Annotated in this window: 20 protein-coding genes; 17 read left to right on the top strand and 3 right to left on the bottom strand. The window is 65.4% G+C overall.

The window, feature by feature from the left end; translation table 11 throughout:
- Positions 1-12: 12 nt before the first annotated feature.
- The 5 genes from U5768_RS15525 to U5768_RS15505 all read left to right on the top strand — a co-directional run bounded on the left by U5768_RS15525 (position 13) and on the right by U5768_RS15505 (position 6,024).
- Positions 13-1,104, top strand: a complete 1,092-nt coding sequence (locus U5768_RS15525; protein WP_322031293.1) for an ABC transporter ATP-binding protein — start codon at positions 13-15, stop codon at positions 1,102-1,104.
- Complete coding sequence (locus U5768_RS15520) at positions 1,101-1,982, top strand: sugar ABC transporter permease (protein WP_322031292.1); 882 nt, start codon at positions 1,101-1,103, stop codon at positions 1,980-1,982. The genes U5768_RS15525 and U5768_RS15520 overlap by 4 nt, the downstream gene beginning before the upstream one ends.
- The gene (locus tag U5768_RS15515) at positions 1,982-2,908 is read left to right on the top strand and encodes an ABC transporter permease (protein WP_322031291.1); all 927 of its coding nucleotides are present in this window, start codon (positions 1,982-1,984) and stop codon (positions 2,906-2,908) included. The genes U5768_RS15520 and U5768_RS15515 overlap by 1 nt, the downstream gene beginning before the upstream one ends.
- Positions 2,909-2,952: 44 nt before the next feature.
- Complete coding sequence (gene araD / locus U5768_RS15510; RefSeq protein ID WP_322031290.1) at positions 2,953-4,704, top strand: L-arabinonate dehydratase; 1,752 nt, start codon at positions 2,953-2,955, stop codon at positions 4,702-4,704.
- 120 nt (positions 4,705-4,824) lie between these two features.
- Positions 4,825-6,024, top strand: a complete 1,200-nt coding sequence (locus tag U5768_RS15505; RefSeq protein ID WP_322031289.1) for a porin — start codon at positions 4,825-4,827, stop codon at positions 6,022-6,024.
- A 109-nt stretch (positions 6,025-6,133) separates the two neighbouring features.
- Here U5768_RS15505 and U5768_RS15500 read toward each other — a convergent pair whose 3' ends face one another.
- Complete coding sequence (locus U5768_RS15500; RefSeq protein WP_322031288.1) at positions 6,134-6,958, bottom strand: NAD(P)-dependent oxidoreductase; 825 nt, start codon at positions 6,956-6,958, stop codon at positions 6,134-6,136.
- 69 nt (positions 6,959-7,027) lie between these two features.
- A complete protein-coding gene (locus tag U5768_RS15495; protein WP_415913912.1) occupies positions 7,028-8,335 on the bottom strand; it encodes an MFS transporter in 1,308 nt (435 codons plus the stop codon).
- A 331-nt stretch (positions 8,336-8,666) separates the two neighbouring features.
- On the opposite strand from U5768_RS15495, the gene U5768_RS15490 reads away from it, so the two are divergent.
- The 4 genes from U5768_RS15490 (at position 8,667) to U5768_RS15475 (ending at position 12,152) form a co-directional block, all read left to right on the top strand.
- Positions 8,667-9,401, top strand: a complete 735-nt coding sequence (locus tag U5768_RS15490) for a ribonuclease activity regulator RraA (RefSeq protein WP_322031287.1) — start codon at positions 8,667-8,669, stop codon at positions 9,399-9,401.
- Positions 9,398-10,339, top strand: a complete 942-nt coding sequence (locus tag U5768_RS15485; RefSeq protein ID WP_322031286.1) for an SMP-30/gluconolactonase/LRE family protein — start codon at positions 9,398-9,400, stop codon at positions 10,337-10,339. The genes U5768_RS15490 and U5768_RS15485 overlap by 4 nt, the downstream gene beginning before the upstream one ends.
- Positions 10,340-10,364: 25 nt before the next feature.
- On the top strand, positions 10,365-11,273 hold the full coding sequence (locus U5768_RS15480; RefSeq protein ID WP_322031285.1) for an aldose epimerase: 909 nt from the start codon (positions 10,365-10,367) through the stop codon (positions 11,271-11,273).
- Positions 11,274-11,462: 189 nt separating this feature from the next.
- Positions 11,463-12,152 (top strand): FadR/GntR family transcriptional regulator, encoded by a 690-nt coding sequence (locus tag U5768_RS15475; RefSeq protein WP_322031284.1) that lies wholly within the window; start codon positions 11,463-11,465, stop codon positions 12,150-12,152.
- A gap of 126 nt (positions 12,153-12,278) precedes the next feature.
- On the opposite strand, the gene U5768_RS15470 is transcribed toward U5768_RS15475, so the two are convergent.
- Positions 12,279-12,842, bottom strand: a complete 564-nt coding sequence (locus tag U5768_RS15470; protein ID WP_322031283.1) for a phasin family protein — start codon at positions 12,840-12,842, stop codon at positions 12,279-12,281.
- 440 nt (positions 12,843-13,282) lie between these two features.
- On the opposite strand from U5768_RS15470, the gene U5768_RS15465 reads away from it, so the two are divergent.
- The 8 genes from U5768_RS15465 to U5768_RS15430 all read left to right on the top strand — a co-directional run bounded on the left by U5768_RS15465 (position 13,283) and on the right by U5768_RS15430 (position 23,426).
- Positions 13,283-14,746 carry a catalase gene (locus U5768_RS15465; protein WP_322031282.1) on the top strand — a complete coding sequence of 488 codons (1,464 nt, stop codon included), beginning with the start codon at positions 13,283-13,285 and terminating at the stop codon, positions 14,744-14,746.
- Between the two features lie 280 nt (positions 14,747-15,026).
- Entirely contained in the window at positions 15,027-15,656 is a 630-nt protein-coding gene (locus U5768_RS15460; RefSeq protein WP_415913911.1) for a cytochrome b, read from the top strand.
- 21 nt (positions 15,657-15,677) lie between these two features.
- A complete protein-coding gene (locus tag U5768_RS15455) occupies positions 15,678-17,144 on the top strand; it encodes a glycosyltransferase (RefSeq protein ID WP_322031281.1) in 1,467 nt (488 codons plus the stop codon).
- A gap of 251 nt (positions 17,145-17,395) precedes the next feature.
- Complete coding sequence (locus U5768_RS15450; RefSeq protein WP_322031280.1) at positions 17,396-18,802, top strand: circularly permuted type 2 ATP-grasp protein; 1,407 nt, start codon at positions 17,396-17,398, stop codon at positions 18,800-18,802.
- A gap of 40 nt (positions 18,803-18,842) precedes the next feature.
- Positions 18,843-19,796 carry an alpha-E domain-containing protein gene (locus U5768_RS15445; RefSeq protein WP_322031279.1) on the top strand — a complete coding sequence of 318 codons (954 nt, stop codon included), beginning with the start codon at positions 18,843-18,845 and terminating at the stop codon, positions 19,794-19,796.
- 52 nt (positions 19,797-19,848) lie between these two features.
- Positions 19,849-20,649 (top strand): transglutaminase family protein, encoded by an 801-nt coding sequence (locus U5768_RS15440; protein ID WP_322031278.1) that lies wholly within the window; start codon positions 19,849-19,851, stop codon positions 20,647-20,649.
- A gap of 47 nt (positions 20,650-20,696) precedes the next feature.
- Positions 20,697-21,578: a proteasome-type protease gene (locus U5768_RS15435; protein WP_322031277.1), complete on the top strand. Its 882-nt coding sequence runs from the start codon at positions 20,697-20,699 to the stop codon at positions 21,576-21,578.
- 150 nt (positions 21,579-21,728) lie between these two features.
- Positions 21,729-23,426, top strand: coding sequence for an acid phosphatase (locus tag U5768_RS15430; RefSeq protein WP_322031276.1), 1,698 nt, complete (start codon positions 21,729-21,731; stop codon positions 23,424-23,426).
- The last annotated feature ends 241 nt before the right edge of the window (positions 23,427-23,667 follow it).

Genomic DNA, 23,667 nt, shown 5'->3' with positions numbered 1-23,667 from the left:
GAGAGACGTGCCATGAAGCATTCTTTCGATCGTCTGCGCCTCGACTCGGTGTGCCGTAGCTTCACCAGCGCGGAGGGCGCGCAGCTCGCCGCGCTGCGCGGTCTCGACCTCGACATTCGCCGCGGGGAATTCATCGCGCTGCTCGGGCCGTCGGGCTGCGGGAAGTCGACGGCGCTCAATTGCATTGCCGGTCTGCAACCGCTCACGAGCGGCAGCATCTGGCTCGACGACCTGCGCATCGACGTGCTGCCGCCCGAGAAGCGCGGCTTCGGCATGGTGTTTCAGAACTACGCGTTGTTCCCGCACATGACGGTGCTGGAAAACGTTGGCTTCGGCCTGAAGATGCAGGGCGTGCCGCGCGAAGAGGCGAGGCGTCGCGCGCGCGAGGCGTTGCAGCTCGTGCAACTGGTCGGGCACGAAAGCAAGCTGCCGGGCCAGCTTTCGGGCGGCCAGCAGCAGCGCGTGGCGATTGCCCGCGCCATCGTCATCGAGCCGCCGCTCGTGCTGATGGACGAGCCGCTCTCGAACCTCGACACCAAACTGCGCATTGAAATGCGCGCGGAAATCCGCCGCATTCACGGTCGGCTCGAACGCGCCACGATCTACGTGACCCACGATCAGGACGAAGCGCTTTCGATGGCGGACCGTATCGTCGTGATGAAAGAGGGCGTCGTGCAGCAGGTGGCGACGCCGAAGGAAGTCTATAGCCGCCCGTCGAATCTGCACGTTGCGCGCTTCATGGGCTTTCGCAACGTGCTGCCGTTCGCCATTACGGGCGAGCAGGGCGCGCACATTGCGATGTCGTCGTCGGGCATCACGCTGACCGGCGTGCCGATGGGAGACATTGCAGACCACAGCGGCGGCAACGAAATTTCGGTGGCCATGCGCCCCGAAGACTTCGAGCGCGCCAACGCGGGCGACGCCAACTCGTTCGACGTCGAAGTGGAAATGGTCGAATACGGCGGCCGCGATTCGCTGCTGCTCGCCAACGCGCCGTTCGGCAAGCTGTGGGCGCGCGTGGAAGGCGAATTCGAAGCGGGCGAGCGCGCCACGCTGCGCGTCGCGCCTTCGCACGTGCTGGCGTATGCGGAGCGCGCGTCGTGAGCACGCTTATTCCTTCGCTGACCAAAGCGCCGCGCGATTCGCGCGGCTGGCTCATCACGCCCGCGCTCGGCTTCATCATCGCGATGTTTATTTATCCGTTCGCCTACGGTCTCGTGCTGTCGTTCAAGCCGATGAACGGCGGCGGCATGTTCGCGAATTATCTGCAGTTCATTCACGACCTGTCGCTGTGGCCCACGGTGTTCGTCACGTTGAAGCTCGCGGTGCCCGCGACCGTCATCAACGTCGGGCTCTCGCTGCCGGTGGCCTTCGCGCTGCGCCGCAAGTCGCCGTACCAGAAACTCGTGACCACGTTGCTCGTGATTCCCGTCACGCTCGGTACGGTGCTGATCGCCGACGGCATGCTCAGCTACTTCGGCCCGAACGGCTGGTTCCCGCAGGCGCTGCACGCGCTGCATCTGTACACGACCGAAGAGATTCGCCTCACGCATAACTACTGGGGCGTGCTGATTTCGCTGATCGTTTCGGGTTTTCCGTTTGCATTCCTGCTCACGCTCTCGTATGTCACCGGCATCGACCCGACGCTTGCGCGCGCGGCGGCGACGCTCGGCGCGGGCCCGTGGCAGCAGTTCCGGCAGATCTATCTGCCGTTGCTCGCGCCCGGTCTCACGATGGCCGCGTGTCTTTCGTTCGTGCAGGCGTATTCGGTATTTCCTTCGGCGGTGCTGCTCGGCGCGCCTGCCGGGCCCACCCGCGTGATCTCCATCGCGGCTTCGGAGGCGGCGTTCGAAAGCTATGACTACTCGCTCGCCTCGACGATTGCGATCGTGATGGGCTTCGTGCAGTTGATCGTCGTGGCCGCGATGTTGAGCGCGAAGCGCTTCTTCTACTCGGGCCCGGTGAGCGGAGGGAAAGGCTGATGACCGCCCATCAACGTGACGCGGCCGGCCTGAGCACGGGTGCTCAGGCGAGCGAAGAGCGTTCCGCGTCCGCCGCCAACGCCGCGCAGGCAAAGCTCGCTTCGCGCCTGCCCGAGGTGCTCTGGAAAGTGTTCGTTTGGGGCGGCGTGGTGTTCTTCCTGCTCAACGTGCTGCTGCTGATCGCGACCGTGGGCGTGAATTCCATCGCCACCCGCTGGTTCGGCACGCCGCTGCCGCAAGGCTTCACGCTGCACTGGTATGCGCAGGCGTGGCGCGATTTCCAGCTTTCGAGCGTGCTGTGGGTGACGTTCGAAGTGGTGGGCTCGGTCGTGCTGCTCTCCATTGCGCTCGGCGTGCCCGCGGCCTACGCGCTGGCGCGCGCGCAGTTTCCCGGCAAGCGCATGGCCATGCTCGTGTTCCTGCTGCCGCTCATGGTGCCGCCCGTCACGTACGGCATTCCGATGGCGACCGCCATGTACCGGTTCGGGCTCGCGGGCACGTTGCCCGGCGTGATCCTCGCGAACCTGGTGCCCGCGCTGCCGTTCGTGATCCTCGTGATGACGCCCTTCATCGAGCAGATCGATCCGAATCTCGAATCGGCCGCGCGCATTTTCGGCGCGAATACGCTGCGCTATTTCCGTTATGTATTGCTGCCGCTTCTCGTGCCCGGGATGCTGGCGGCGGGGCTGCTCGTGCTCGTGCGCACGATCGGCATGTTCGAACTCACTTTCTTTACCGCCGGACCCGATACGCAAACGCTGGTGGTTGCGCTGTACTACGCCGTCTTCTCGACGGGCGTGCGTGCGCCGCAATCCATCGACGCCATGGCGATGATCTACATGGCCATCACGCTTGCGTGGGTGCTGGTCGCCCTGCAGTTCGTGAGCCCGACACAGCTCGTGTCGCGCGTGAAGGAACAACGCTAGGCCAACGCCGGCGGTTTTACTGGAAACACCTGGAGCAACGCAAGATGAGCAAGAAGCGAAAGACCCCCGAAGAACTGCGCAGCCACCGCTGGTATGGCGTGAACGACCTGCGGTCGTTCGGCCATCGTTCGCGCACCGCGCAGATGGGCTACAGCCGCGAAGAGTACGCGGGCAAACCGGTGATCGCCATCCTCAATACGTGGAGCGAGATCAACCCTTGCCATACGCACTTCAAGCAGCGCGTGGAAGAGGTCAAGCGCGGCATCTGGCAGGCGGGCGGCTTCCCGATCGAACTGCCGGTGCAAACGCTCTCCGAGCCGTTCCAGAAGCCCACCACGATGCTCTACCGCAACTTCCTCGCCATGGAAGCGGAAGAGACGATCCGCTCGTACCCGGCCGACGGCGTCGTGCTGATGGGCGGTTGCGACAAGACCACGCCCGCGCTGCTGATGGGCGCGATCTCGATGGACCTGCCCACGATCTTCCTGCCCGCGGGCCCCATGCTCAACGGCAACTGGAACGGCGTGACGCTCGGCTCGGGCTCGGACACCTGGAAGTACTGGGCCGACCTGCGCGCGGGCAAGATCACCGAGGAAGACTGGAAGGGCGTGGAAGGCGGCATCGCGCGCTCGCCGGGCCACTGCATGACGATGGGCACCGCATCGACGATGACGAGCGCCGCCGAAGCGCTCGGCTTCACGCTCCCGGGCTTCGCGTCGATCCCCGCGCCGGACTCGCGCCACGCGCAGATGTCGGCGAAAACCGGCATGCGCATTGTCGAGATGGTGTGGGAAGACCTGAAGCCTTCGGACATCATCACGCGCAAGTCGGTCGATAACGCCGTGACGACGTGTCTCGCGCTGTCGGGCTCGACCAACGCGATCGTGCACATGATCGCGCTCGCGCGCCGCGCCGGCGTCGATCTCACGCTTGCTCAGTACGACGAAATTGCGCGCCGCACGCCGGTGCTGGCGAACGTCCGCCCGACCGGCAAGTACCTCATGGAGGACTTTTATTACGCGGGCGGCCTGCGCGCGATGCTCAAGGAACTGGGCGACCTGATCGACGGCACGCAGATGACCGTGAACGGCAAGACGCTCGGCGAGAACATTGCCGACGCGGAAATCTACAGCGAAGAGGTGATCTATCGCCGCGCGAAGCCGCTGATGCCGGACACGGGTCTCGCCGTGCTGCGCGGCAACCTCGCGCCGGACGGCGCCGTGATCAAGCCGGGCGCGGCGGAAAAGCATCTGCATGTGCATACGGGCAAGGCTGTCGTGTTCAAGGACTACAACGACATGGCCGCGCGCATCGACAGCGAAGATCTCGACTGCGACGAGAACAGCGTGATCGTGCTTCAGCACGCGGGGCCTGTCGGCGCGCCGGGCATGCCCGAGTGGGGCCAGTTGCCGATTCCGCAAAAGATTCTGCAAAAGGGCGTGCGCGACATGCTGCGTATTTCCGACGCGCGCATGAGCGGAACGAGCTATGGCGCGTGCGTGCTGCACGTGGCGCCGGAATCGTTCATCGGCGGTCCGCTCGCCCTGGTCAAGGACGGCGACCTGATTGAGTTGAACGTGCCTGAGCGCCGCCTGAACGTGCTGATCTCCGACGAGGAAATGGCGCGCCGCAAGGCCGCCTGGGTCGCGCCGGAACCGCGCTTCAAGCGCGGCTATGGCGCGATGTACCAGATGCACGTGATGCAGGCCAACAACGGCTGCGAGTTCGACTTCATGCAGCGTGACGGCGTGGGCGGCGCGTGCGCCAGCGCGGGCGGCGAACCGGAAATCCACTGAGGAGACACATTCGGCGGGGAGCGCTTCAGGGGTGATGCGCTCCCCGCCGGAACAGGAGGCAACGCAGTAACCAGGGTTTTAACGAGTATCAAACCACAACGACTAAAGATAGGACTACAGATGAAAAAGACTATCCTCGCATCCGCGCTTGGACTCGCCGCGCTGGGCGCACATGCGCAAAGCAGCGTCACGCTGTACGGTATTGTCGATACCGGTATTGGTTATCAAAGCAGTTCGGCTGCGCTTGGCAGCAACGCCGGCGGCCGCTCGGTCGTCAAGATGGTGCAGGGCGTCTGGGCCGGTTCGCGTATTGGCTTCAAGGGCAGCGAAGATCTGGGCGGCGGCACGCGCGCGATCTTCCAGCTTGAACAAGGCTTCAACTCGGCAACGGGCGCCCAATCGACCTCGGGCCTGATGTTCAGCCGCGCCGCGTGGGTGGGCGTTGCGAACCAGAACTACGGCACGTTGACGGCCGGCCGCCAGTACGCGCCGTACTATACGCTGCTCTCGCCGTACAGCCCGACCACGTGGCTCACCGGCGCATACGGCGCGCACCCGGGCGACATCGACTCGATGGACACGATCTATCGCATCAACAACGCGCTGGTGTACACGTCGCCGAACATCGCGGGCCTGACCGTGAGCGGCATGTACGCATTGGGCGGCGTGCCGGGCAGCGTCGGCGCCGGTCAGTCGTGGAGCGTTGCCGCGCAGTATCTGCACGGTCCCGCGGGCATTGCGGTGGGCTTCGAGCGTCTGAGCAATTCGACGAACGGCGGCGGCGCCTGGGGCTCGAACTCGACGGCTTACAGCAACGGCGAGCCGGGCGTGTCGGGTCTCACCAACGGTTTCCAGACGGCACAAACCCAGCAGCGTCTGGCTGTGACGGCGGGCTATCAGTTCAGTTCGCAGTGGGACATTTCGGCGGCTTACTCGAACGTCCAGTACATCGCGGGCACGGGTTCGAAGTTCTTCGACTCGCAGATCTGGAATACGGGCGGCGTCGTGCTGCACTACAAGCCGCTCACCGTGCTCGACCTCGCGGCCGGGTTCTCCTACACGCGCGCCACGAAGTCCAACGGCATCCAGAACGCGGCTTCGTACGCGCAGTACAACCTTTCGCAGTACTACACGCTTTCGAAGCGTACTGGCATCTACTTCGTCGAAGCGTACCAGCGCGCCGGCGGCCAGACGCTGGGCACGGGCGGCGCGGGCAGCATCATCAACGCGACTGCAGATATCGGCGATGGCCAGAACGGTGCGCCGTCCTCCTCGCGCAGCCAGATTGCGGGCGCGATCGGTATCGTTCACCGCTTCTAAGCATGCTTCTAAGCACGCTTCCAGGCATGCCTCCGGGCATGCTTTAACGTTTTCACACTCCGAAAGCAGCAGGTTTGGCGGTGCCGGTTTTGACCGGCACCGCCGTTTTTTACGACTGCTTCCCGCGCTTGTCCACCGGCGTGAAATCGAAGCTCGCAAAACTGCCGCCCTGGTAGCGTTGAGCCACCGCATCGAGCGGATTCTCCTTCGCCAGAATTTCCGCTGCCCAGTCTTCCGAGTTCTGCTTCGGCTCGTAGCCCAGACGCTTCGCGTCGTCGTTTGCGCCTTCCTGAATCCAGTAGCTGCGCGTGTTGTTCGACACGCCCCACACGACAGCGAAGCCGATCTCATCCACGTTGATCACGCGATCGACAAGATGGAACAGGTCGTCGTGGCCGAACCACGTGCTCAACTGGCGGAACTCCGTGGGCCTGGGCAGGCAGCTCCCAATGCGCACGTTCACGGTTTCGATGCCGTGCTTGTCCCAGTACAGGCGCGCGAGCGATTCGCCCCATGCCTTGGAAAGACCGTAGAAGCCGTCGGGGCGAAACGCGCAGTCGAGCGTGAGCTTTTCTTCGACCGGATACATGCCGATCGCGTGATTCGAACTGGCGAACAGAATGCGCTTCGTGCCGTGACGCCGCATGCCTTCATAGACTTCGACGAGCCCGCGCAGGTTGTTTTCGATGATCTCGGGCAGGGGCCGCTCGACGCTCGTGCCGGCCATATGGATCAGCACGTCCACGCCGTCGAGCAGGCGGTCGACCACGGCGGGGTCGCGCAGGTCGCCGTGCATCACGTCTTCGCCCGCGACGAGCGGTTCGAGCGGCTTCGAGCCGGCCGCGGAGCGCAGGTTCACGCCGCGTTCGAGCAGACCCTTGCGCAACACGGTGCCGAGCTGGCCGGCCGCGCCGGTCAATGCAACTTTCTTCACTGTGATTGTCCTCACGTAGAAATGCCGAAAGCCGGCACCCTCGCGGGCGCCGGCCGGTAACGATGCCGATCAGGCCTTCACTTTATGCGAGGGCTGGAGCGCGGGGGCGATCGGGTTGTCCTTCTGTTCGTTCGAGATCAGTCGCCATGCCACGCAGGCGCCGATGATGTCGAACAACATGAGGCACACGAACAACGGGTTATAACCGATCGTGCTGGCCACTGCGCCGACGATGAGCGAGAACACCGTCGCGCCGAGGTAGCCGAACATGCCGGAGAGACCCGTGGCCGTGGCGACTTCGTGCTGGCCGAACACGTCCGAAGCGAGCGTGAAGAGCGCGCCCGAAATCGTCTGGTGTGCGAACGTACCGACGCAGAAGAGGGCGATGGCGGCGTAGGGGCTCGCAACGAGGCCCACGCAGGCCGGCCCGATCATCAGCAGCGCGCCGGTCGTGATGACGAGCTTGCGCGAGGTGATGAGCGAGCAGCCGAACCAGCGGATGAAGAGCGGCGCGAGATAGCCGCCCACGAGGCAGCCGAGGTCGGCGGCGAGGAACGGCATCCACGCGAACAGCGCGATTTCCTTCAGGTTCATGTGCCGCACGGTGACCATGTACAGCGGAATCCACGCGCCGAAGGTCTGCCATGCCGGTTCGGCGAGCATGCGCGGAATGCCGATGCCCCAGAAGCGGCGCGTCCTGAGCACTTCCTTGAACGAGGCGCGGCGGCCTTTGGTCGACTTCTGCGCTTCGGTCTGGCCTTCGCGAATGTATTGGGCTTCTTCCGTCGAGAGGCGCGGGTGCTCGGCGGGCATCTTGAAGAACACGAGCCACAGCGCGACCCAGATCAGCGCGCCGCCGCCGGTCACCACGAACGCGAATTGCCAGTTGAACTTAAGAATGCACCACACGACGAGCGGCGGTGCGAGCATCGCGCCGATCGAGGTGCCGGTGTTGAGCCAGCCGGTCGCAACCGAGCGCTCTTTCGCCGGGAACCATGCGCTGATGGCCTTCATGCCGGCCGGGAAGATCGCGGCTTCGGTCATGCCGAGCATGCCGCGGAATGCCGCGAGCGCGGGCCAGCTACCGGCGAGGCCGTGCAGCATGTTGGCGATGGCCCAGCCGAACGCGAAGATCGCGAAGCCGATCTTGATGCCCACGGAGTCGAGCACGAAACCGGCGACAGGCTGCGCGAGCGCATAGCAGGCCTGGAAGGCGGTGACCACGTACGAGTACTGCTGCGTGGTCATGTGAAGCGTTTCGGTCAGCGTGGGTGCGGCCACCGCGAGCGAGCTGCGCGCGAGGTAGTTGAAGATGGTGCCGATCATGATGAGGCCGATGATCCACCACCGTACCCCCTTGATTGTCTTGCGTTGCACTGCTCGTCTCCTGCTGTTGGCGGGCGCTGCCTGGCACGGCTGTGTCGGAAAGTGAGCCCGAATGGCTGTCTGCGCGTGGCGCCCGGGGCTGGCCCGGTAGCCTTGTTAAGCCCTTCATGTAAGACATCATTCTATTTGGAGCAAAGTTGTAAAGCAAATATTGAAGCGATGGGGGTTTCCCTGGTGCGCGCGGGAAATCTGTCTTTCGCGCCGACGCGCGCGGAAGTCCGGTCGTCGTATGTCTCCGCGCGGCATGCGCGGCGACGCCGGGTTGACAATTTTCACGTTGTATTACAACAATGCGACGACCCACGACAACGGACGAGACACGATGAATTCCCCCACCATCCCCGTGAGCGACGCCGCGCTCGAACAACTGCGCCACGTCTCCAACGCCACGCTCACCACGCAACTGTTCAAGCGCGGTCTGCGCAATGTCTTCCTGCAGGGCGTGAAGCCGCTCGCCGCGCCCGCGCCGGGCGCGCCGAACCTCGTCGGGCCGGCCTTCACGATGCGCAACATCCCGGCGCGCGAGGACCTCGACCAGTTGAGCGCGTTCCAGAACCCCGAGCATCCACAGCGCAAGGGCGTCGAGACCGTGCCCGCGGGCGCGGTGCTCGTGCAGGACTGCCGCGGCGTGACCGACGCCGCCTCGATGGGCTCGATCCTCGCCACGCGCATGAAGGTGCGCGGCGTGGCGGGCATGGTCTCGGACGGCCCCGTGCGCGACAGCGCGACCATCGCCGCGCTCGGCATTCCGGTGTTCTGCGCGGGCGCCTCGGCGCCGCTCAATCTGTGCAGGCATCACACGGTCGACCTGAACGTGCCGATCGGCTGCGGCGGCGTGGCCGTGTTTCCGGGCGACATCATCGTCGGCGATGCGGACGGCGTGGTCGTGATTCCGCGCCATCTGGCCGAGGAAGTCGCGCGCGACGCCACGGAACAGGAAACGCTCGAACGCTTCATCACGGAGCGCATCGAGGCGGGCGCGGCGCTGCCGGGCACCTATCCGCCGAACGAGGCGACGCTGGCCGCCTACGAAGCCTGGAAGAAGGAGCAGCGTTGAGCACGCAGCATGAGGCGACGCCGGTGCGTGCGCTCGAAGCCCGCGATGCGCGCCGTTCTTCCGTGGGCGAATGTCCCGTGTGGCGCGCCGGGGAAAGCGCGCTTTACTGGGTGGATATTCCCGCGCAAACGCTCGTGCGCTATGCGGTCGATACCGCGCGCCGCACGGAGTGGACGCTGCCGGAGCGCATCGGCTGCTTCGCGTTTGCGCGCGATGGCGGCGTGCTCGCGGCGCTGGAAACGGGGCTCTTCGCTGTGACTTTGCACGAACCGGCCGCGAACGCGCGCGCCGGCGAGGCAAGCGTGCGGCCGCTCGCGAGCGTGGCGCACGAGGCCGCGCGCATGCGTTTCAACGACGGCCGTTGCGATCGCCAGGGCCGTTTCTGGTCCGGGACGATGGTGCAGGACGCGGCGGAGCCGAACCCGGCGGGCAAGCTCTATCGCTATACGGCGCAAGACGGCTTGTCGGCGCCCGTGGTCGAAGGGTTGTGCACGCAGAACGGCCTCGCCTGGTCGCCGGATGGCTGCACGATGTATCTCTCCGATTCGCACGCATCGAGCCGCCTGATCTGGGCGTTCGACTACGACATCGACGACGGCGTGCCCACGAATCGCCGCGTATTCGCCGATCTGCACGACTACACGGGTCGCCCGGACGGCGCGGCGGTGGACGCCGACGGCTGCTACTGGATCTGCGCGAACGACGCGGGCCGGTTGCTGCGCTTCACGCCCGAAGGGCGGCTCGAGCGCAGCGTGGCGTTGCCGGTGACGAAGCCTTCGATGTGCGCGTTCGGCGGGGCGAATCTCGACGTGCTTTACGTCACGACGATCTGCCCGCCGCAAACCGGCGAGCTGGACGGCCTCGTGTTCGCCCTCGACGCCGGTGTGCGTGGATTGCCCGAGCCCGATTTCGCGGGTGCGCTGCGCGCGGCCCGCTGACTCCTGCTTACGAGGCGCTTGCGACATGCCGCAGTTTCAAAACCAGGACGTCATCGAACTGGCGCGTGGCGCGTCGCGGCTGCTGGTCGCGCCGCAGGCGGGCGGGCGTTTGCTTGCATGGACGATAGGCGGCGCGCCCATCATCCATTGGCCCGACGCGCCGGACTGGAGCAAGCCGGGGCTGATCCGCGGCGGCAATCCGCTGCTCTTTCCGTTCATCGCGCGGCAGTGGGTGGAGGGTCGCGTGGGCCGTTGGCGCGACGCACAGGGCGTCGTGCGGGACATTCCGCTGCATGGTTTCGCGCGCGATCTGCCGTTCGCGGCGCAGATCGAGCCGCAAGGCGACGGCGTGCGCATGACGCTCACCGACAGCGCCCAAACGCGCGAGATGTACCCCTTCGGCTTTCGCTTCGAGGCGGCCTGCCGTCTTGCCGACGAAACGACGCTCGACGTGGAACTCATCACGACGAACACGGGCGATGCGCGCATGCCTTACTACGCGGGCCATCACTTCTATTTCGCGCTGCCGCACGCGCAGCGCGGCGAGACGACGATTGCGCTGCCGCGCAACGTCCATCGGCGGCAGTTGGCGGACGGCACGACGACCGGGCCCGCGGCAGGCGCGACGCAGTACCGCCTCGACGACGCGCAGATCATCGACCGCTTTCATTGCCTCGAAGGCGAGCCGGACGCGCCCGTGCGCATCGAGATGCCGTCGCAGCAGCGCGCGATCGAAATCGATCTGCGCCGGCCCGGGTCGGCGCCGTGGTACGCGGTCACGACCTGGACGCTCGCGCCCGATTCGGACTTCTACTGCGTCGAGCCGTGGCTCGGCCTGCCCGACGCGATTCACACCGGTCTCGGCCTGCGCTGGCTGGAGCCGGGCGAGACGCAGAAAGTGGCATTGCGCATCCGCGTGAGCGCTTTGCGGTAAGGCGAGTCCCCGCGAAGGCGTATAAGCGGCCGAAATTGGCCGCAAATTGGTAAAGCAGGGCGCAAGCATGCACGAATGGGCGGAAACGCCCGCAAAATGGGGCCCGGCCGGGCGCGCATGCGCGCTATCGGCCGGCCATATGACTTACAATTGACGACACTCCTGACAACCCAAGTGCACCGTCCGATCATGTCTGAGCAGAAAGCGCCGAATATGCCGGCGCGGATTTACAGCGATATCCTCACCCGCATCATCGAGGGCGAGTACAAGGAAGGGGAGCGCCTGCCGACCGAGCACATGCTCGCGGAGCGCTTCGCGACCTCGCGCCCGACGGTGCGCGAGGCGCTCGCCCAGTTGCGCGCGGACGGCATCATCGCCACGCGCCACGGCTCGGGCACGACGGTCATGCGGCGTCCCGATCCGGACGTGCGCCGCTTCGCGCCGCTCGAAACGCTGTCTGACATTCGCCGCTGCTACGAATACCGCGTGGTGGTCGAAGCGGGCGCCGCCTCGCTCGCCGCGCAAAAGGCCGAAGACGAAGACATCGCCGCGATCCGGCGCGAGTGGGACAACCTGCAAACCATCATCGAGACCTCGGGCATCGGCGCGAAAGACGACTTCGCGTTTCATATGGCCGTGGCCCGCGCCTCGAAGAACCAGTTCTTCATCACGGCGCTCTCGGGCATCCAGGAGCAGATGGTGTTCAGCATGAACCTGTCGCGCAACCTCTCGCTCGTGAAGTCGATCGAGCGCCAGCGCCTCGTGCAGCAGGAACACCTCGAAGTGCTCGAAGCGATCCAGGCGCGCGACGCCGAACGCGCATCGACCGCCATGCGCGCGCATCTCGAACGCGCAGTGAACCGGATGTTCGGCTCCTGACGGCTAGCGCCGGGCCGCGTCGGCCCAAAAAGAAAACGGGCGTGAATCTCGCATTGCACGAGATTCACGCCCGTTTTCATTCCGGCTGGCGGGAGACGTTGCCCCCGCCAGCGCAAAGCGTAACGCTTAAGCAGCCTGCTTCGCGGCGCGTGCCGACGCTTGCGCGACGGCCTTCGTTGCGGCCTTGCCGGCGGCGTCCAGGTTGCTTTCCGCGAATTCCACAGCCTGCTTTGCAGCGTTGTTCACCGACGCATACGCGCTGCTGGCGGTGTTCAGCGCCGACTTGAGCGCGGCGACAGCGGCTTCCGAACCGGCCGGGGCGTTCTTCGCGGCGTTGTCCACGAACGTTTCGAACGCGCGCTGCTGCGTTTCGTACTGCGACTGGGCGGCGGTGGCGAGTTCGGCTTGCGCGGCCGAAACGATGCCGTAGACGCTGCGGCCATAAGCCAGCGCCTTTTCGGCGGCGGGCTGGGCGAAGCCGGCTTGCACGGCGAAGAAGCCTTGCGGGTCCTTGGCCGAAAGCGCGCGCTGGGCGTGTTCCTGACCTTCGGCGAACGCCGAACGGGCCGTTTCGATGTTGAGTTCTGCGAGCTTGATCGCGCCTTCGAATGCCTTGCTCGTCAGGCCGAAGAGGGCCTCGAGACCGGCTTTCTGGGTGGCGGCGAACTGTTCGGGAGTCGGCAGGTTCATGTCTCTTTCCTTTTGAGGGACGCTACGCGTCGGTTCGGTTACGAAAATGCGAAAACTTTCGGTTCGATCACCGGTTCGCGCAGGGAAGGTTTTGTGCGATGCAGCAATCGACTTCATGGTAACTCATCTAAAAATCGTGTCAAGAAGTTTTTTGTGCGTCGCAGCAATTATGTAAACGCCTGATTTACGGTGGAAATTCCCAACATCGCGCCCGACACGCCGATGATCCGGCTCGGCCGTGAACCGCTTGAGCGCAGCGCTTCGCGTCTGCGGGCAAAATGACCTCTCCCTCGGGCGGGAGCCGGTAAATAGAAGGCACTCTGCCCGGGTTGGTCCCCCAATCCAGCGGTGGCGGCCCGCTGCGGCTCAAACGTGCCGAAAGCCCTTGAACGGGCGCGGCGCGCGCAGCCGCCACTCGCGAATCCATCAGGAGAGCGGTAATGGGTGCATCGAACGACAAGTCTCACGGTCCTTCCACGACGAGCACGGGCGCGCCGGCCGTTAGCGACCGTAACTCGCTCACCATCGGCCCCGACGGCCCCATCGTGCTGCACGACGTGCATTTCCTCGAGCAGATGGCGCATTTCAACCGCGAGAAGGTGCCCGAGCGCCAGCCGCACGCGAAGGGCTCGGGCGCATTCGGCGAATTCAAGACCACCGAGGACGTTTCGCGCTATACGAAGGCCGCCTTGTTCCAGAGGGGCGCGGCCACGGAAATGCTGGCGCGCTTTTCGACCGTCGCCGGCGAAATGGGCAGCCCCGACACCTGGCGCGACGTGCGCGGTTTCTCGCTGAAGTTCTACACGACCGAGGGCAATTACGACCTCGTCGGCAACAACACGCCGGTTTTCTTCGTGCGCGACCCGATGAAGTTCCCGCACTTCATCCGCAGTCAGAAGCGTCTGCCCGACTCGGGCCTGCGCGACGCCCAGATGCAATGGGACTTCTGGACCAACAACCCCGAATCGGCGCACCAGGTCGCTTATTTGATGGGCGAGCGCGGCCTGCCGAGAACCTGGCGCCACATGAACGGCTACGGCTCGCACACCTACATGTGGGTGAATGCGAAGGGCGAGAAGTTCTGGGTCAAGTATCACTTCCACACGAACCAGGGCATGCAGTTCTTCACCAACCCCGAATCCGCGGCGATGGCGGGCGAGGACGCCGACTTCCACCGGCGCGACCTGTTCGAATCGATCAAGCGCGGCGAATTTCCCTCGTGGACGCTTTCCGTGCAGGTCATGCCGTACGCGGAGGCGAAGGCGTACCGCTTCAATCCGTTCGATCTCACGAAGACGTGGTCGCACAAGGACTATCCGCTCATCAAGGTCGGCACGATGACGCTCAACCGCAATCCGGAGAACTTCTTCGCGCAGATCGAGCAGGCCGCGTTCTCGCCGGGCAACACGGTGCCGGGCATCGGCCTTTCGCCGGACCGGATGCTGCTCGGCCGCGCGTTCGCCTATAACGACGCGCAGCGCGCGCGCATCGGCACGAACTTCAACCAGTTGCCGGTGAATCGTCCGAAGGTGCCGGTGCAGACCTATATGTTCGACGGCCACATGGCGTACGAACACAGCGGCAACGCGCCGACCTACGTGCCGAACAGCTTCGGCCGCCCGTGGGCGGATACGACGGGCGCGGCCGACGACGGCTGGGAAGCCGACGGCGAGATGGTGCGCAGCGCCTACTCGCTGCACGCGGACGACGACGACTTCCGCCAGCCGCACGACCTCGTGCGCAACGTCTTCAACGACAAGCAGCGCGAGGGGGTGATCCAGCAGGTGGTGGCGAGCCTGAACGGCGTGGGCAGCCCGGTGCGCGAGCGCGTGTTCGACTACTGGAAGAAGATCGACGCCGAAGTGGGCGCGGAAATCGAAAGGCAGGCGGGCAACGTGAAGTAAGTACGCCGCCGAAGGCGCCACAGAACCGGAACGGGTTTCATGGCCCGTTCCGGTTTTTCTTTTGCGGCGTGCCGTTCGAGGCGCGCCGCATGGCGGCAGGCCGCCGTCAAACTGGCAGAACCGCCATCTGGCCGATTCTGCAGTGTCAGGGACGAGGGGGCATAATGCGCGAGTCGCTGTGCGGGCCGCATCGTGCCATCCCGCCGGCGGACAACGCGCGGCGGGAATAAATGCGCCGCGCCGTGCGTTATCCCTACTGACCCGCAACGGCCACGTCCACGTGAAAACTTCTTTTTCCGCTGAAACTCCCGCCGAAACCCCGTTTGCCGACGCCGCCGCCGGCGCGCAGAAGTACACGCGCGTGGCCGTGCTATTGCACTGGTCGATAGCGCTGCTGATCCTCACGAACGTCGCGCTGGGTTTGACCGCGGCGCTGCTGCCTGACGGCGCGCTTTCGGACACCGCCATTCGCCTGGTGATCGACACGCACAAGTCGATCGGCATAACCGTGCTCGGGCTTGCCATCTTGCGCGTGCTGTGGCGTCTCACGCATCGGCCGCCTGCGCTGCCCGCCGAATTTCCCGCCTGGGAGCGCGCATCGGCCCACGCCGCGCACGTCGCGCTCTACGTGCTGATCTTCGCGATGCCGCTCACGGGCTGGCTGCACGACTCCGCGTGGGTCGCCGCGGCCTCGCATCCCATGTATCTCTTTGGCCTTGTGCAATGGCCGCGCATCGGCTTCATCATGAATCTCGATGCGGCCACGAAGGAACAGTTGCACAGCCAGTTCGGCGCGCTGCACACGGCGTGCAGCTATGCGCTTTACGGCGTGCTCGCGCTGCATGTCGCGGGCGCGCTCAAACATCAATGGATCGACCGTCATTCGGTGCTGCGCCGGATGATGCCGTAAGCAACACGAGAAAGGTACGCCGTGAACAACACGCTTGAAGACGCGCTCGCCCGCACGTCGCCGCGCCTCGCGCCGCCGCGCACGCCGTTCGCGAGCATTGCGATTCATCTGGGCGTCATGGCGCTCTGGTTCGTGCTGTTCGCGCGCGCGTTCTTCCTGCAAGGCGTGGTCGCATGGTCCACGGGCATTGCCTATGTCGTCTACGACACGGTGCTGCTGCTGTTCGTCGCGTGGAAGGCGCGCGTGCTGCTTGCGCCCGCGGCAACACCCGCCGCCGCCGACGAAGCGGCGCTGCCCACGCTCGGCGTAATCGTCGCCGCGCACAATGAAGCCGCCGTGCTGCCGATCACGCTCGACGCGCTGTTCGCGCAAACCCGCGCGCCGCAGCAGATCGTGATCGCCGACGACGGTTCGACCGACGGCACTGCCGCGTTGCTCGCACAGCGCTACGGTCTCGCGGATCCCGGCGTTGGGCAGATGAGCGCGCCTTCGCCGCAGTATCCGAATCTGCGCTGGTTGAGGCTCGCGCACGGCGGCAAGGCGCGTGCGCTCAACGCGGCGTTGCTTGCGATAGCAACGGAAACGGTCATGACCGTCGACGCCGACACGCTGCTCGAAGCGGACGCGTGCGCCGCGATGGCGAGCGCATTTGGGCGCGAGCCCGCGCTCGTGGCGGCGGCGGGCCTGCTCACGCCGGTTTGCGACCATACGCTGAGCGGCCGCTTTTTCCAGTGGTTCCAGACCTACGAGTACATCCGCAATTTCATCTCGCGCTTCGCGTGGATGCGCGCCGACAGCCTGCTGCTCATTTCCGGCGCGTTTGCGGGCTTTCGCCGCGATGCCGTAGTGACCGTGGGCGGCTTCGATGCGGACTGCCTTGTCGAGGACTACGAACTGATTCACCGCTTGCGGCGTTATTCGGCGCGCAACGCTCTGGGCTGGGACGTGCGCGTGCTCGGCACGGCCCGCGCGCGCACCGACGCGCCCGGCACGCTCACGACCTTCCTGCGCCAGCGCCGCCGCTGGTTTGCGGGCTTCCTGCAGACGCAGTACTGGTATCGCGACATGACCGGCAACCGCCAGTATGGGAAGCTCGGTTTGATGATGCTGCCCGTGAAGGCGTTCGACACCGTGCAGCCCATTTATGGGCTGACGGCGTTCGCGCTGTTGATCGGCTTTTTGTTCGACGGGCGCTTTACGATCGTGCTGCCGGTGCTCGGCGTGATCGTCGGCAAGATCGCGATCGATCTCGCTTTTCATCTGTACTCCGTACATCTTTACCGGCGCTGGAGCGGCGACCGCACGCATTCGAGCTTCGGTATGGCGCTCCTTGCCGCCATCTTCGAGCCGTTCTCGTTCCAGTTGATGCGCCACAGCGGCGCGGCGCTCGGCTGGCTGCATTTCCTGCTCGGCCGCCGCAAATGGGGCGTGCAAAGCCGCACCGGACTGGCGGCGGCGCGCCGCCGCGAGAGCGCGCCTTCGCAGTGATCTGACTCCCGCAGCACCCGGCTTGCACCAGCCTGAGGCGCAAATGCATCGGCACGCCGGCGTGCCCCGTTTCGATCTGCCGGTCACACCCGTCTTGCACCAATCGTGCGCATGAAACAAGGCCTGAATGCGATGGCATACGCCTTGCTTTTTAGCCGTGTACCGCAGCGCGCAACGCATCTCGCCTCCTTCGTGAGCCGAAACGCGGCAGCGCCGCTGACGCAGTTGCACTCACGCGCGAGAACGAACCGATGCAAGTCCATGACGAAATGCGCGACGAGGGCGCGGTGCGCCCGCACTACGAACGCTTCCAGCACTGGCTCCAGAGGCAGACTGGCGAGACGATGGCGCGCAAGCGCGCCGAGGCGGATCTGCTGTTCAGGCGGGTCGGCATCACCTTCGCGGTGAATGGCGACCTTTCCGGCACCGAGCGTCTGATTCCATTCGACCTCATTCCCCGCATCATTCCCGCCGACGAGTGGGCGCTCCTCGAGCGCGGGCTGCGCCAGCGCGTGCAGGCGCTCAACCGGTTCCTGCACGACGTCTATCACGAGCGCGACATCGTGCGTGCGGGCGTGATTCCCGCCGATCAGGTGTACACCAATGCGCAGTACCGCCCGGAGATGCAGGGCATCGACCTGCCGCTGGGCGTGTATGCGCATATCGCGGGCGTCGACATCGTGCGCGACGGCCGCGATGGCGCGTTCTACGTGCTCGAAGACAATCTGCGCGTGCCTTCCGGCGTCTCCTACATGCTCGAAAACCGAAAGATGCAGATGCGGCTCTTTCCCGAGCTGTTCGTGCAGCACAAGGTGGCGCCCGTCGCGCATTATCCCGATCTGCTGCTCGATACGCTGCGTTCGTCGGCGCCCGAAGGCGTGGACGAGCCGACCGTCGTGCTGCTCACGCCCGGCATGTACAACTCCGCCTATTTCGAGCACACGTTCCTCGCGCAGCAGATGGGCGTCGAGTTGGTGGAAGGCAAGGATCTGTTCGTAGAGGATAACTACGTATTCATGCGCACGACGCAAGGGCCGCGCCGCGTGGATGTGATCTATCGCCGCGTGGACGACGACTTTCTCGATCCGCTCGCGTTTCGCTCCGACTCCGCCCTCGGCGTGCCGGGGCTGCTCACGGCGTATCGCGCGGGCCGCGTCGTCCTCGCGAATGCCATGGGCACGGGCGTGGCCGACGACAAATCGATCTATCCGTATGTGCCCGACATGATCGAGTTCTATCTCGGCGAAAAGCCGATCCTGAAGAACGTGCCGACGTGGCAATGCCGCCGCCCGGACGATCTCGCGTGGACGCTCGAACATCTGCCCGACCTCGTCGTGAAGGAGGTGCACGGCGCGGGCGGCTACGGCATGCTCGTGGGTCCCGCTTCCACTCGTGAGGAGATCGAATCGTTTCGCGCGCGGCTGCTCGCGCGGCCGGGCAATTACATCGCGCAGCCCACGCTGTCGCTTTCCGCGTGCCCGACTTTCGTCGAGGCGGGCATCGCACCGCGCCATATCGACCTGCGTCCCTTCGTGCTCTCCGGCAAGACGATCCAGATGGCGGCTGGCGGCCTGACGCGCGTGGCGCTCAAGGAAGGCTCGCTCGTCGTCAACTCGTCGCAGGGCGGCGGGACCAAGGACACGTGGGTACTCGAATAAGTTCACTGGCCATGCCGCACGCACGCGAAGAGGGTCGATCATGCTGAGCCGCACCGCCGATCATCTGTTCTGGATGGCCCGCTACATGGAGCGCGCGGAAAATACCGCGCGCATGCTCGACATCAATCTGAAGGCGCTCCTGCTGCCGGGCAGCGCCGACGCGCAGGCGCGAACGCATCGCGCGATGCTGCGCATCTCCGAACTGGAGCCCGCTTTCGACGCCCGTCACGAGGAAGCGACCAGCAGCAATGTCCTGCACTTTCTCGTTGCGGACCCAACGAACCCGTCGAGCATTTACTCGTGCCTGCAGGCGACCCGCGAGAATGCACGCGCGGTGCGCGGCACGCTCACCACGGAATGGTGGGAAACGATCAACGACACGTGGCTGCAATTCGTCGAACTCTTGCGCGGCAGCGAACTCGAGGCCCGTCCCGATGCGCTGTTCGAGTGGGTGAAGTTCCGCTCGCATCTCTCGCGCGGCGTGCGTCTTGGCACGGCGTTGCAGGACGACGCGCTGTTCTTCACGCAGCTAGGCACGTTCCTCGAACGCGCGGACAACACGGCGCGCATTCTCGACGTGCGTTTCGTCGACGTGGCGAACGCCGATTCGCGGTCGGCCGCGCGTCAACTCGAGGACTTCTATTACTGGACCTCGATTCTCAGTTCGGTTTCCGCGCTCGAAATCTATCGCAAGGTGTATCGCGACGTCGTGACGCCCGCGCGCGTGGTGGAGCTGCTGATACTCAACCAGCAGATGCCGCGCTCGCTGCTGGCGTCGCTGGACGGCGTGTGCACGAATCTCGCGATGCTGCGCACGGAAGGTTCTCGCGAAGTCGAGCGTACGGCGGGCAAGCTGCGCGCCGAGCTGCTTTATGCGGACTTGCGGCAGATCTTCTCCATGGGCGTGCATACGTTTCTCACGCAGTTTCTCGGGCGCGTGTACGAACTGGGCAACCAGGTCGCGCGCACTTATCTGATGTTGCCGATGGGTTAGCGCGATCCCGCGCGCGTCGATATCCCGATCGTCTCGATGGAGGACTCCTGTCATGCAGCTCGCTATCCGCCACGACACCGTTTACCGCTACGAAGCGCCCGTGCAGTATTCGATCCAGCAGTTGCGGCTTTCGCCGCTCACCACGGCCGCGCAGATCGTCAAGCAATGGCACGTCGATGCGCCGGGCAAGCTTGACGCGTGCCGCGACGCCTATGGCAACGCGATGATGACGCTGGTGCTCACACGGCCCCACAGGGAAATTCGCGTGCGCGTGCGCGGCGAAGTCGAGACCGTGGCGCTGCCCGATGGCCGCTTGCCCGAAGGCGAGGGCGCGGTGCCTACGCATCACTTCACGTCGCCCACGCGCCTTACCGAAGCCGACGAGGCGCTCACGGAACTCGCGTTCAGTCTGCCGCCGCTCGACGATACGGCGGCCATCCTCCACGCGGCTTCGCGCATTACGGAGCGCGTGCGCTACGAATCCGGTGTCACGGACGTGACGAACACCGCGGCGGACGCGCTGTCGCTGGGCCGTGGCGTATGCCAGGATCACGCGCACGTGATGCTGGCGGTGTGCCGCGCGCGCGGCGTGCCGGCGCGCTATGTGAGCGGCTACATCGACCCGGGCGACGTGCCGGAAATGGCGAGCCACGCATGGGTCGATGTATGGCTCGACAACGGCTGGGTGACCGTGGACGTCACGCACGCATGTTTCGCAAGCGAAAAATATTGCCGGATCGCGGTGGGGCGTGACTACGACGCCGCCGCGCCGGTTCGCGGCCGCCGCGTGGGCGGCGCGGGGGAAACGCTCGATGTCAGCGTGCATGTGAGCGCGCAGCAGTCGCAGCAGTAGTTTTCCCGCTATAACAAAGCACTGATCAGGGACGGGCGAGGAGGCGCATGACGTACTGTGTGGCAATGGCGGTGGACGAAGGGCTCGTGTTTCTTTCGGACACGCGCACGAATGCGGGTGTCGATCACGTCAGCACGTCGCGCAAGATGGCCGTGTTCGAAGAGCCCGGCGAGCGCGTGCTCGTGCTGCTGGTGGCGGGCAACCTGGCCATCACGCAGGCCACGCTGCAAGTGCTGATCGAGCCGCAGGACGCTGGGCGCGCCACGCTCTGGAACGCGCCCACCATGGTCGAAGCCGCGCGCGTGGTGGGGGAGGCCGTGCGCGAAGTGCACCGACGCGACGCGCAGGCGCTCGAAACCTTCAACGTCGACTTCAACTGCAGTTTCATCCTCGGCGGGCAGATCGGCGGCCATGCCATGCGGCTTTTCCAGATCTACGCCGCGGGCAATTTCATCGAGACGTCGAGCGTCAATCCGTATTTCCAGATCGGCGAGTCGAAGTACGGCAAGCCGATCATCGACCGCGTGCTGACGCCGCGCACGCCGCTCGACGAAGCCGCGAAGTGCGCGCTCATCTCCATGGACTCGACGCTGCGCTCGAACCTCTCGGTCGGCCTGCCGCTCGACCTGCTCGTGTACGAGCGCGATGCTCTGCGCGTCACGCGATACGCTTCGCTCGATCAATCGAATGCGTATTTCCAGATGATTCATTCGACGTGGGGCGAGCGGCTGCGCCAGGTGTTCGGAGAGATTCCCGATCCGCTCTGGACCGACGAAGGCGATGTGCCGCGTCACGAGCGCGCGACGTTGCCGAACGCGCCGCGCGCCGCCCATGAGGGCCACACGAGCGAACCGCGCCCCGCGCAAACGCTCGCGCAAGCCCAGCCGTACGGCGCTTCGACCACGCCGCGCATGCCGCGCGACGGCTGAAAGGCCGCTAACAGGCGCTCGTTGCGCCCGGCTTTCTGCCTCTCAAACTACCGGATCGGTATCCTCCTGCGTAATATTCGCGGTACGCCGCGCGTAATGCGCGCCCCTCGATTCGCCCTTGCGGGCATGTCGACACATGGAGGCAGACTGATGAAGCAGAACGACGACCCCAACAACGGGCGCCCCGAAGATCCAACCCTTCCCGCCGGACCGGACGACCCCGCACGCCGCCGCGTGCTCGGCGGACTGGCGGCGGTGGGCGTGGGCCTCGCGCTCGGCGGCTGCGAAACGCCGGCGCAAACGGCGGCGAGCGCGCCGCGCAGCGCCGCCGACGCGCGCGTGGACGCCGCGCTGCGCGACCAGGTGCGCAACATCGTCGTGATCTACGCGGAGAACCGCAGCTTCGTCAATCTGTACGGCAACTATCCCGGCGTGCAAACGCCGCTGGCGAGCGTGAGCGCCGAGCGCTACGCGCAACTCGATCGCGACGGCAAGACGCCGCTGCCGCAACTGCCGAAGATCTGGGGCGGCCTCGTGCCCCAGGCGCAGGAACTCGACGGCAAGCGCTACATGATTGCCGAGCACCAGATCACGGGGCTCTCGAATGGCCCGTTTCGTATCGTCGATGCGCACGGCGAGCCGTTGCCGAACGGCATCATCACGCGCGACCTGGTCCACCGGTTCTATCAGAACCAGATGCAGATCAACGCGGGGCGCAACAACCAGTTCGCCGCATGGGGCGATTCGGGCGGCCTCGTCATGGGCTTTTACGAGAATTCCGCGCAGACCTTGCGGCTCTGGAATATCGCGCAGCAGTACACGCTCTGCGACAACTTCTTCATGGGCGCGTTTGGCGGCTCGTGGCTCAACCACATCTACCTGATCTCGGCGCAGGTGCCGCAGTACGCCGATATCCAGACGAGCGCCGCGAAGCATCTCGCCTCCGTCGTGGAGGGCATTGACCCCACCGGCACGCGCCTGAAGGTCGCGGCGAACTCGCCGGCCTCGGCGCTCGACGGTCCGCCCAAGTTCGTCAACGACGGCCTCTTCACGCCCGACGGCTACGCGGTCAACACGATGGCGCCGCCGTATCAGCCGAGCAACGTGCGCCCCCCCGAAGACGGCAGCCGCGCGCTCGCCGATCCGTCCAACCCGCGCGTGCTGCGCCCGCAGACCTACGCGACGATCGGCGACCGGCTAACGGCGAAGGGCGTCGACTGGGCCTGGTACAGCGGGGCGTGGCAATACGCGCTGGACCATCAGGACACGGGCGCGGTGCCCGACTTTCAGTACCACCATCAGCCGTTCAACTACTTTGCTAACTTCGCGCCGGGCACGGCGGCGCGCGCGCGTCACCTGCGCGATGCGGGCCTCGGCGACGATCCGTCCACTAACCGTCTGCTCGCGGACATCGACGCGGGGCGGTTGCCCGCCGTCACGTTCTACAAGCCGCAGGGCAACCTGAACATGCACGCCGGTTATGCGGACGTCGAATCGGGCGACCGCCACATCGCGACCGTGATCGAGCACATCCAGCGCGGTCCGCAATGGGCGAACACGCTGATCGTAGTGACGCACGACGAGAACGGCGGCTGGTGGGACCCGGTCGCGCCGCCCCTGGGCGATCGCTGGGGCCCCGGCTCGCGCATTCCGGCGCTCGTGATCTCGCCGTTCGCGAAGAAAGGCTATGTCGATCACACGTTCTACGACACGGTTTCGATCCTGCGCTTCATCAGCCGCGTGCATGGACTCGCGCCGCTCGATGGCGTGGCCGCGCGCGATCAGGCGTTCGTCTCGCGAGCGCAGACGCCGCCAGGCGATCTCACTGCGGCGCTAGACCTGGCCTGAGGGCGGCGTGCGACGATGTGTCAAGGAGGAAAGGGCGGCCATCGCCGCCCGGGTTGCCCACCGGAAACGCAAATTGATGCAAGCGCGACACAAGCGACGAACTCCCCATCCGATCAATGAGTTGGCGCGCTCGCCAGGCGGTTATCAACAGGTTTGTCCAGAAAAACTGTGGACAACTTTGCTGCGCAAAAAACATGCATTTTCTGTGTCGTTTGCGAGCTTCCCGTTTTCAATCAGTGAC

Source organism: Paraburkholderia sp. J76 (genome assembly GCF_905220295.1).
In the GTDB taxonomy this organism is placed as follows: Bacteria; Pseudomonadota; Gammaproteobacteria; order Burkholderiales; family Burkholderiaceae; genus Paraburkholderia.
Note: the sequence above shows the minus strand (reverse complement) of the source record. Positions and strands in the feature narration are given on the sequence as shown.

Bases quoted from the DNA above. Each gene is read 5' to 3' on its own strand.
- U5768_RS15525 (WP_322031293.1), top strand. From the start codon at position 13: ATGAAGCATTCTTTCGATCGTCTGCGCCTCGACTCGGTGTGCCGTAGC.
- U5768_RS15515 (WP_322031291.1), top strand. From the start codon at position 1,982: ATGACCGCCCATCAACGTGACGCGGCCGGCCTGAGCACGGGTGCTCAG.
- araD (WP_322031290.1), top strand. From the start codon at position 2,953: ATGAGCAAGAAGCGAAAGACCCCCGAAGAACTGCGCAGCCACCGCTGG.
- U5768_RS15505 (WP_322031289.1), top strand. From the start codon at position 4,825: ATGAAAAAGACTATCCTCGCATCCGCGCTTGGACTCGCCGCGCTGGGC.
- U5768_RS15490 (WP_322031287.1), top strand. From the start codon at position 8,667: ATGAATTCCCCCACCATCCCCGTGAGCGACGCCGCGCTCGAACAACTG.
- U5768_RS15480 (WP_322031285.1), top strand. From the start codon at position 10,365: ATGCCGCAGTTTCAAAACCAGGACGTCATCGAACTGGCGCGTGGCGCG.
- U5768_RS15475 (WP_322031284.1), top strand. From the start codon at position 11,463: ATGTCTGAGCAGAAAGCGCCGAATATGCCGGCGCGGATTTACAGCGAT.
- U5768_RS15470 (WP_322031283.1), bottom strand. From the start codon at position 12,842: ATGAACCTGCCGACTCCCGAACAGTTCGCCGCCACCCAGAAAGCCGGT.
- U5768_RS15465 (WP_322031282.1), top strand. From the start codon at position 13,283: ATGGGTGCATCGAACGACAAGTCTCACGGTCCTTCCACGACGAGCACG.
- U5768_RS15450 (WP_322031280.1), top strand. From the start codon at position 17,396: ATGCAAGTCCATGACGAAATGCGCGACGAGGGCGCGGTGCGCCCGCAC.
- U5768_RS15445 (WP_322031279.1), top strand. From the start codon at position 18,843: ATGCTGAGCCGCACCGCCGATCATCTGTTCTGGATGGCCCGCTACATG.
- U5768_RS15440 (WP_322031278.1), top strand. From the start codon at position 19,849: ATGCAGCTCGCTATCCGCCACGACACCGTTTACCGCTACGAAGCGCCC.
- U5768_RS15435 (WP_322031277.1), top strand. From the start codon at position 20,697: ATGACGTACTGTGTGGCAATGGCGGTGGACGAAGGGCTCGTGTTTCTT.
- U5768_RS15430 (WP_322031276.1), top strand. From the start codon at position 21,729: ATGAAGCAGAACGACGACCCCAACAACGGGCGCCCCGAAGATCCAACC.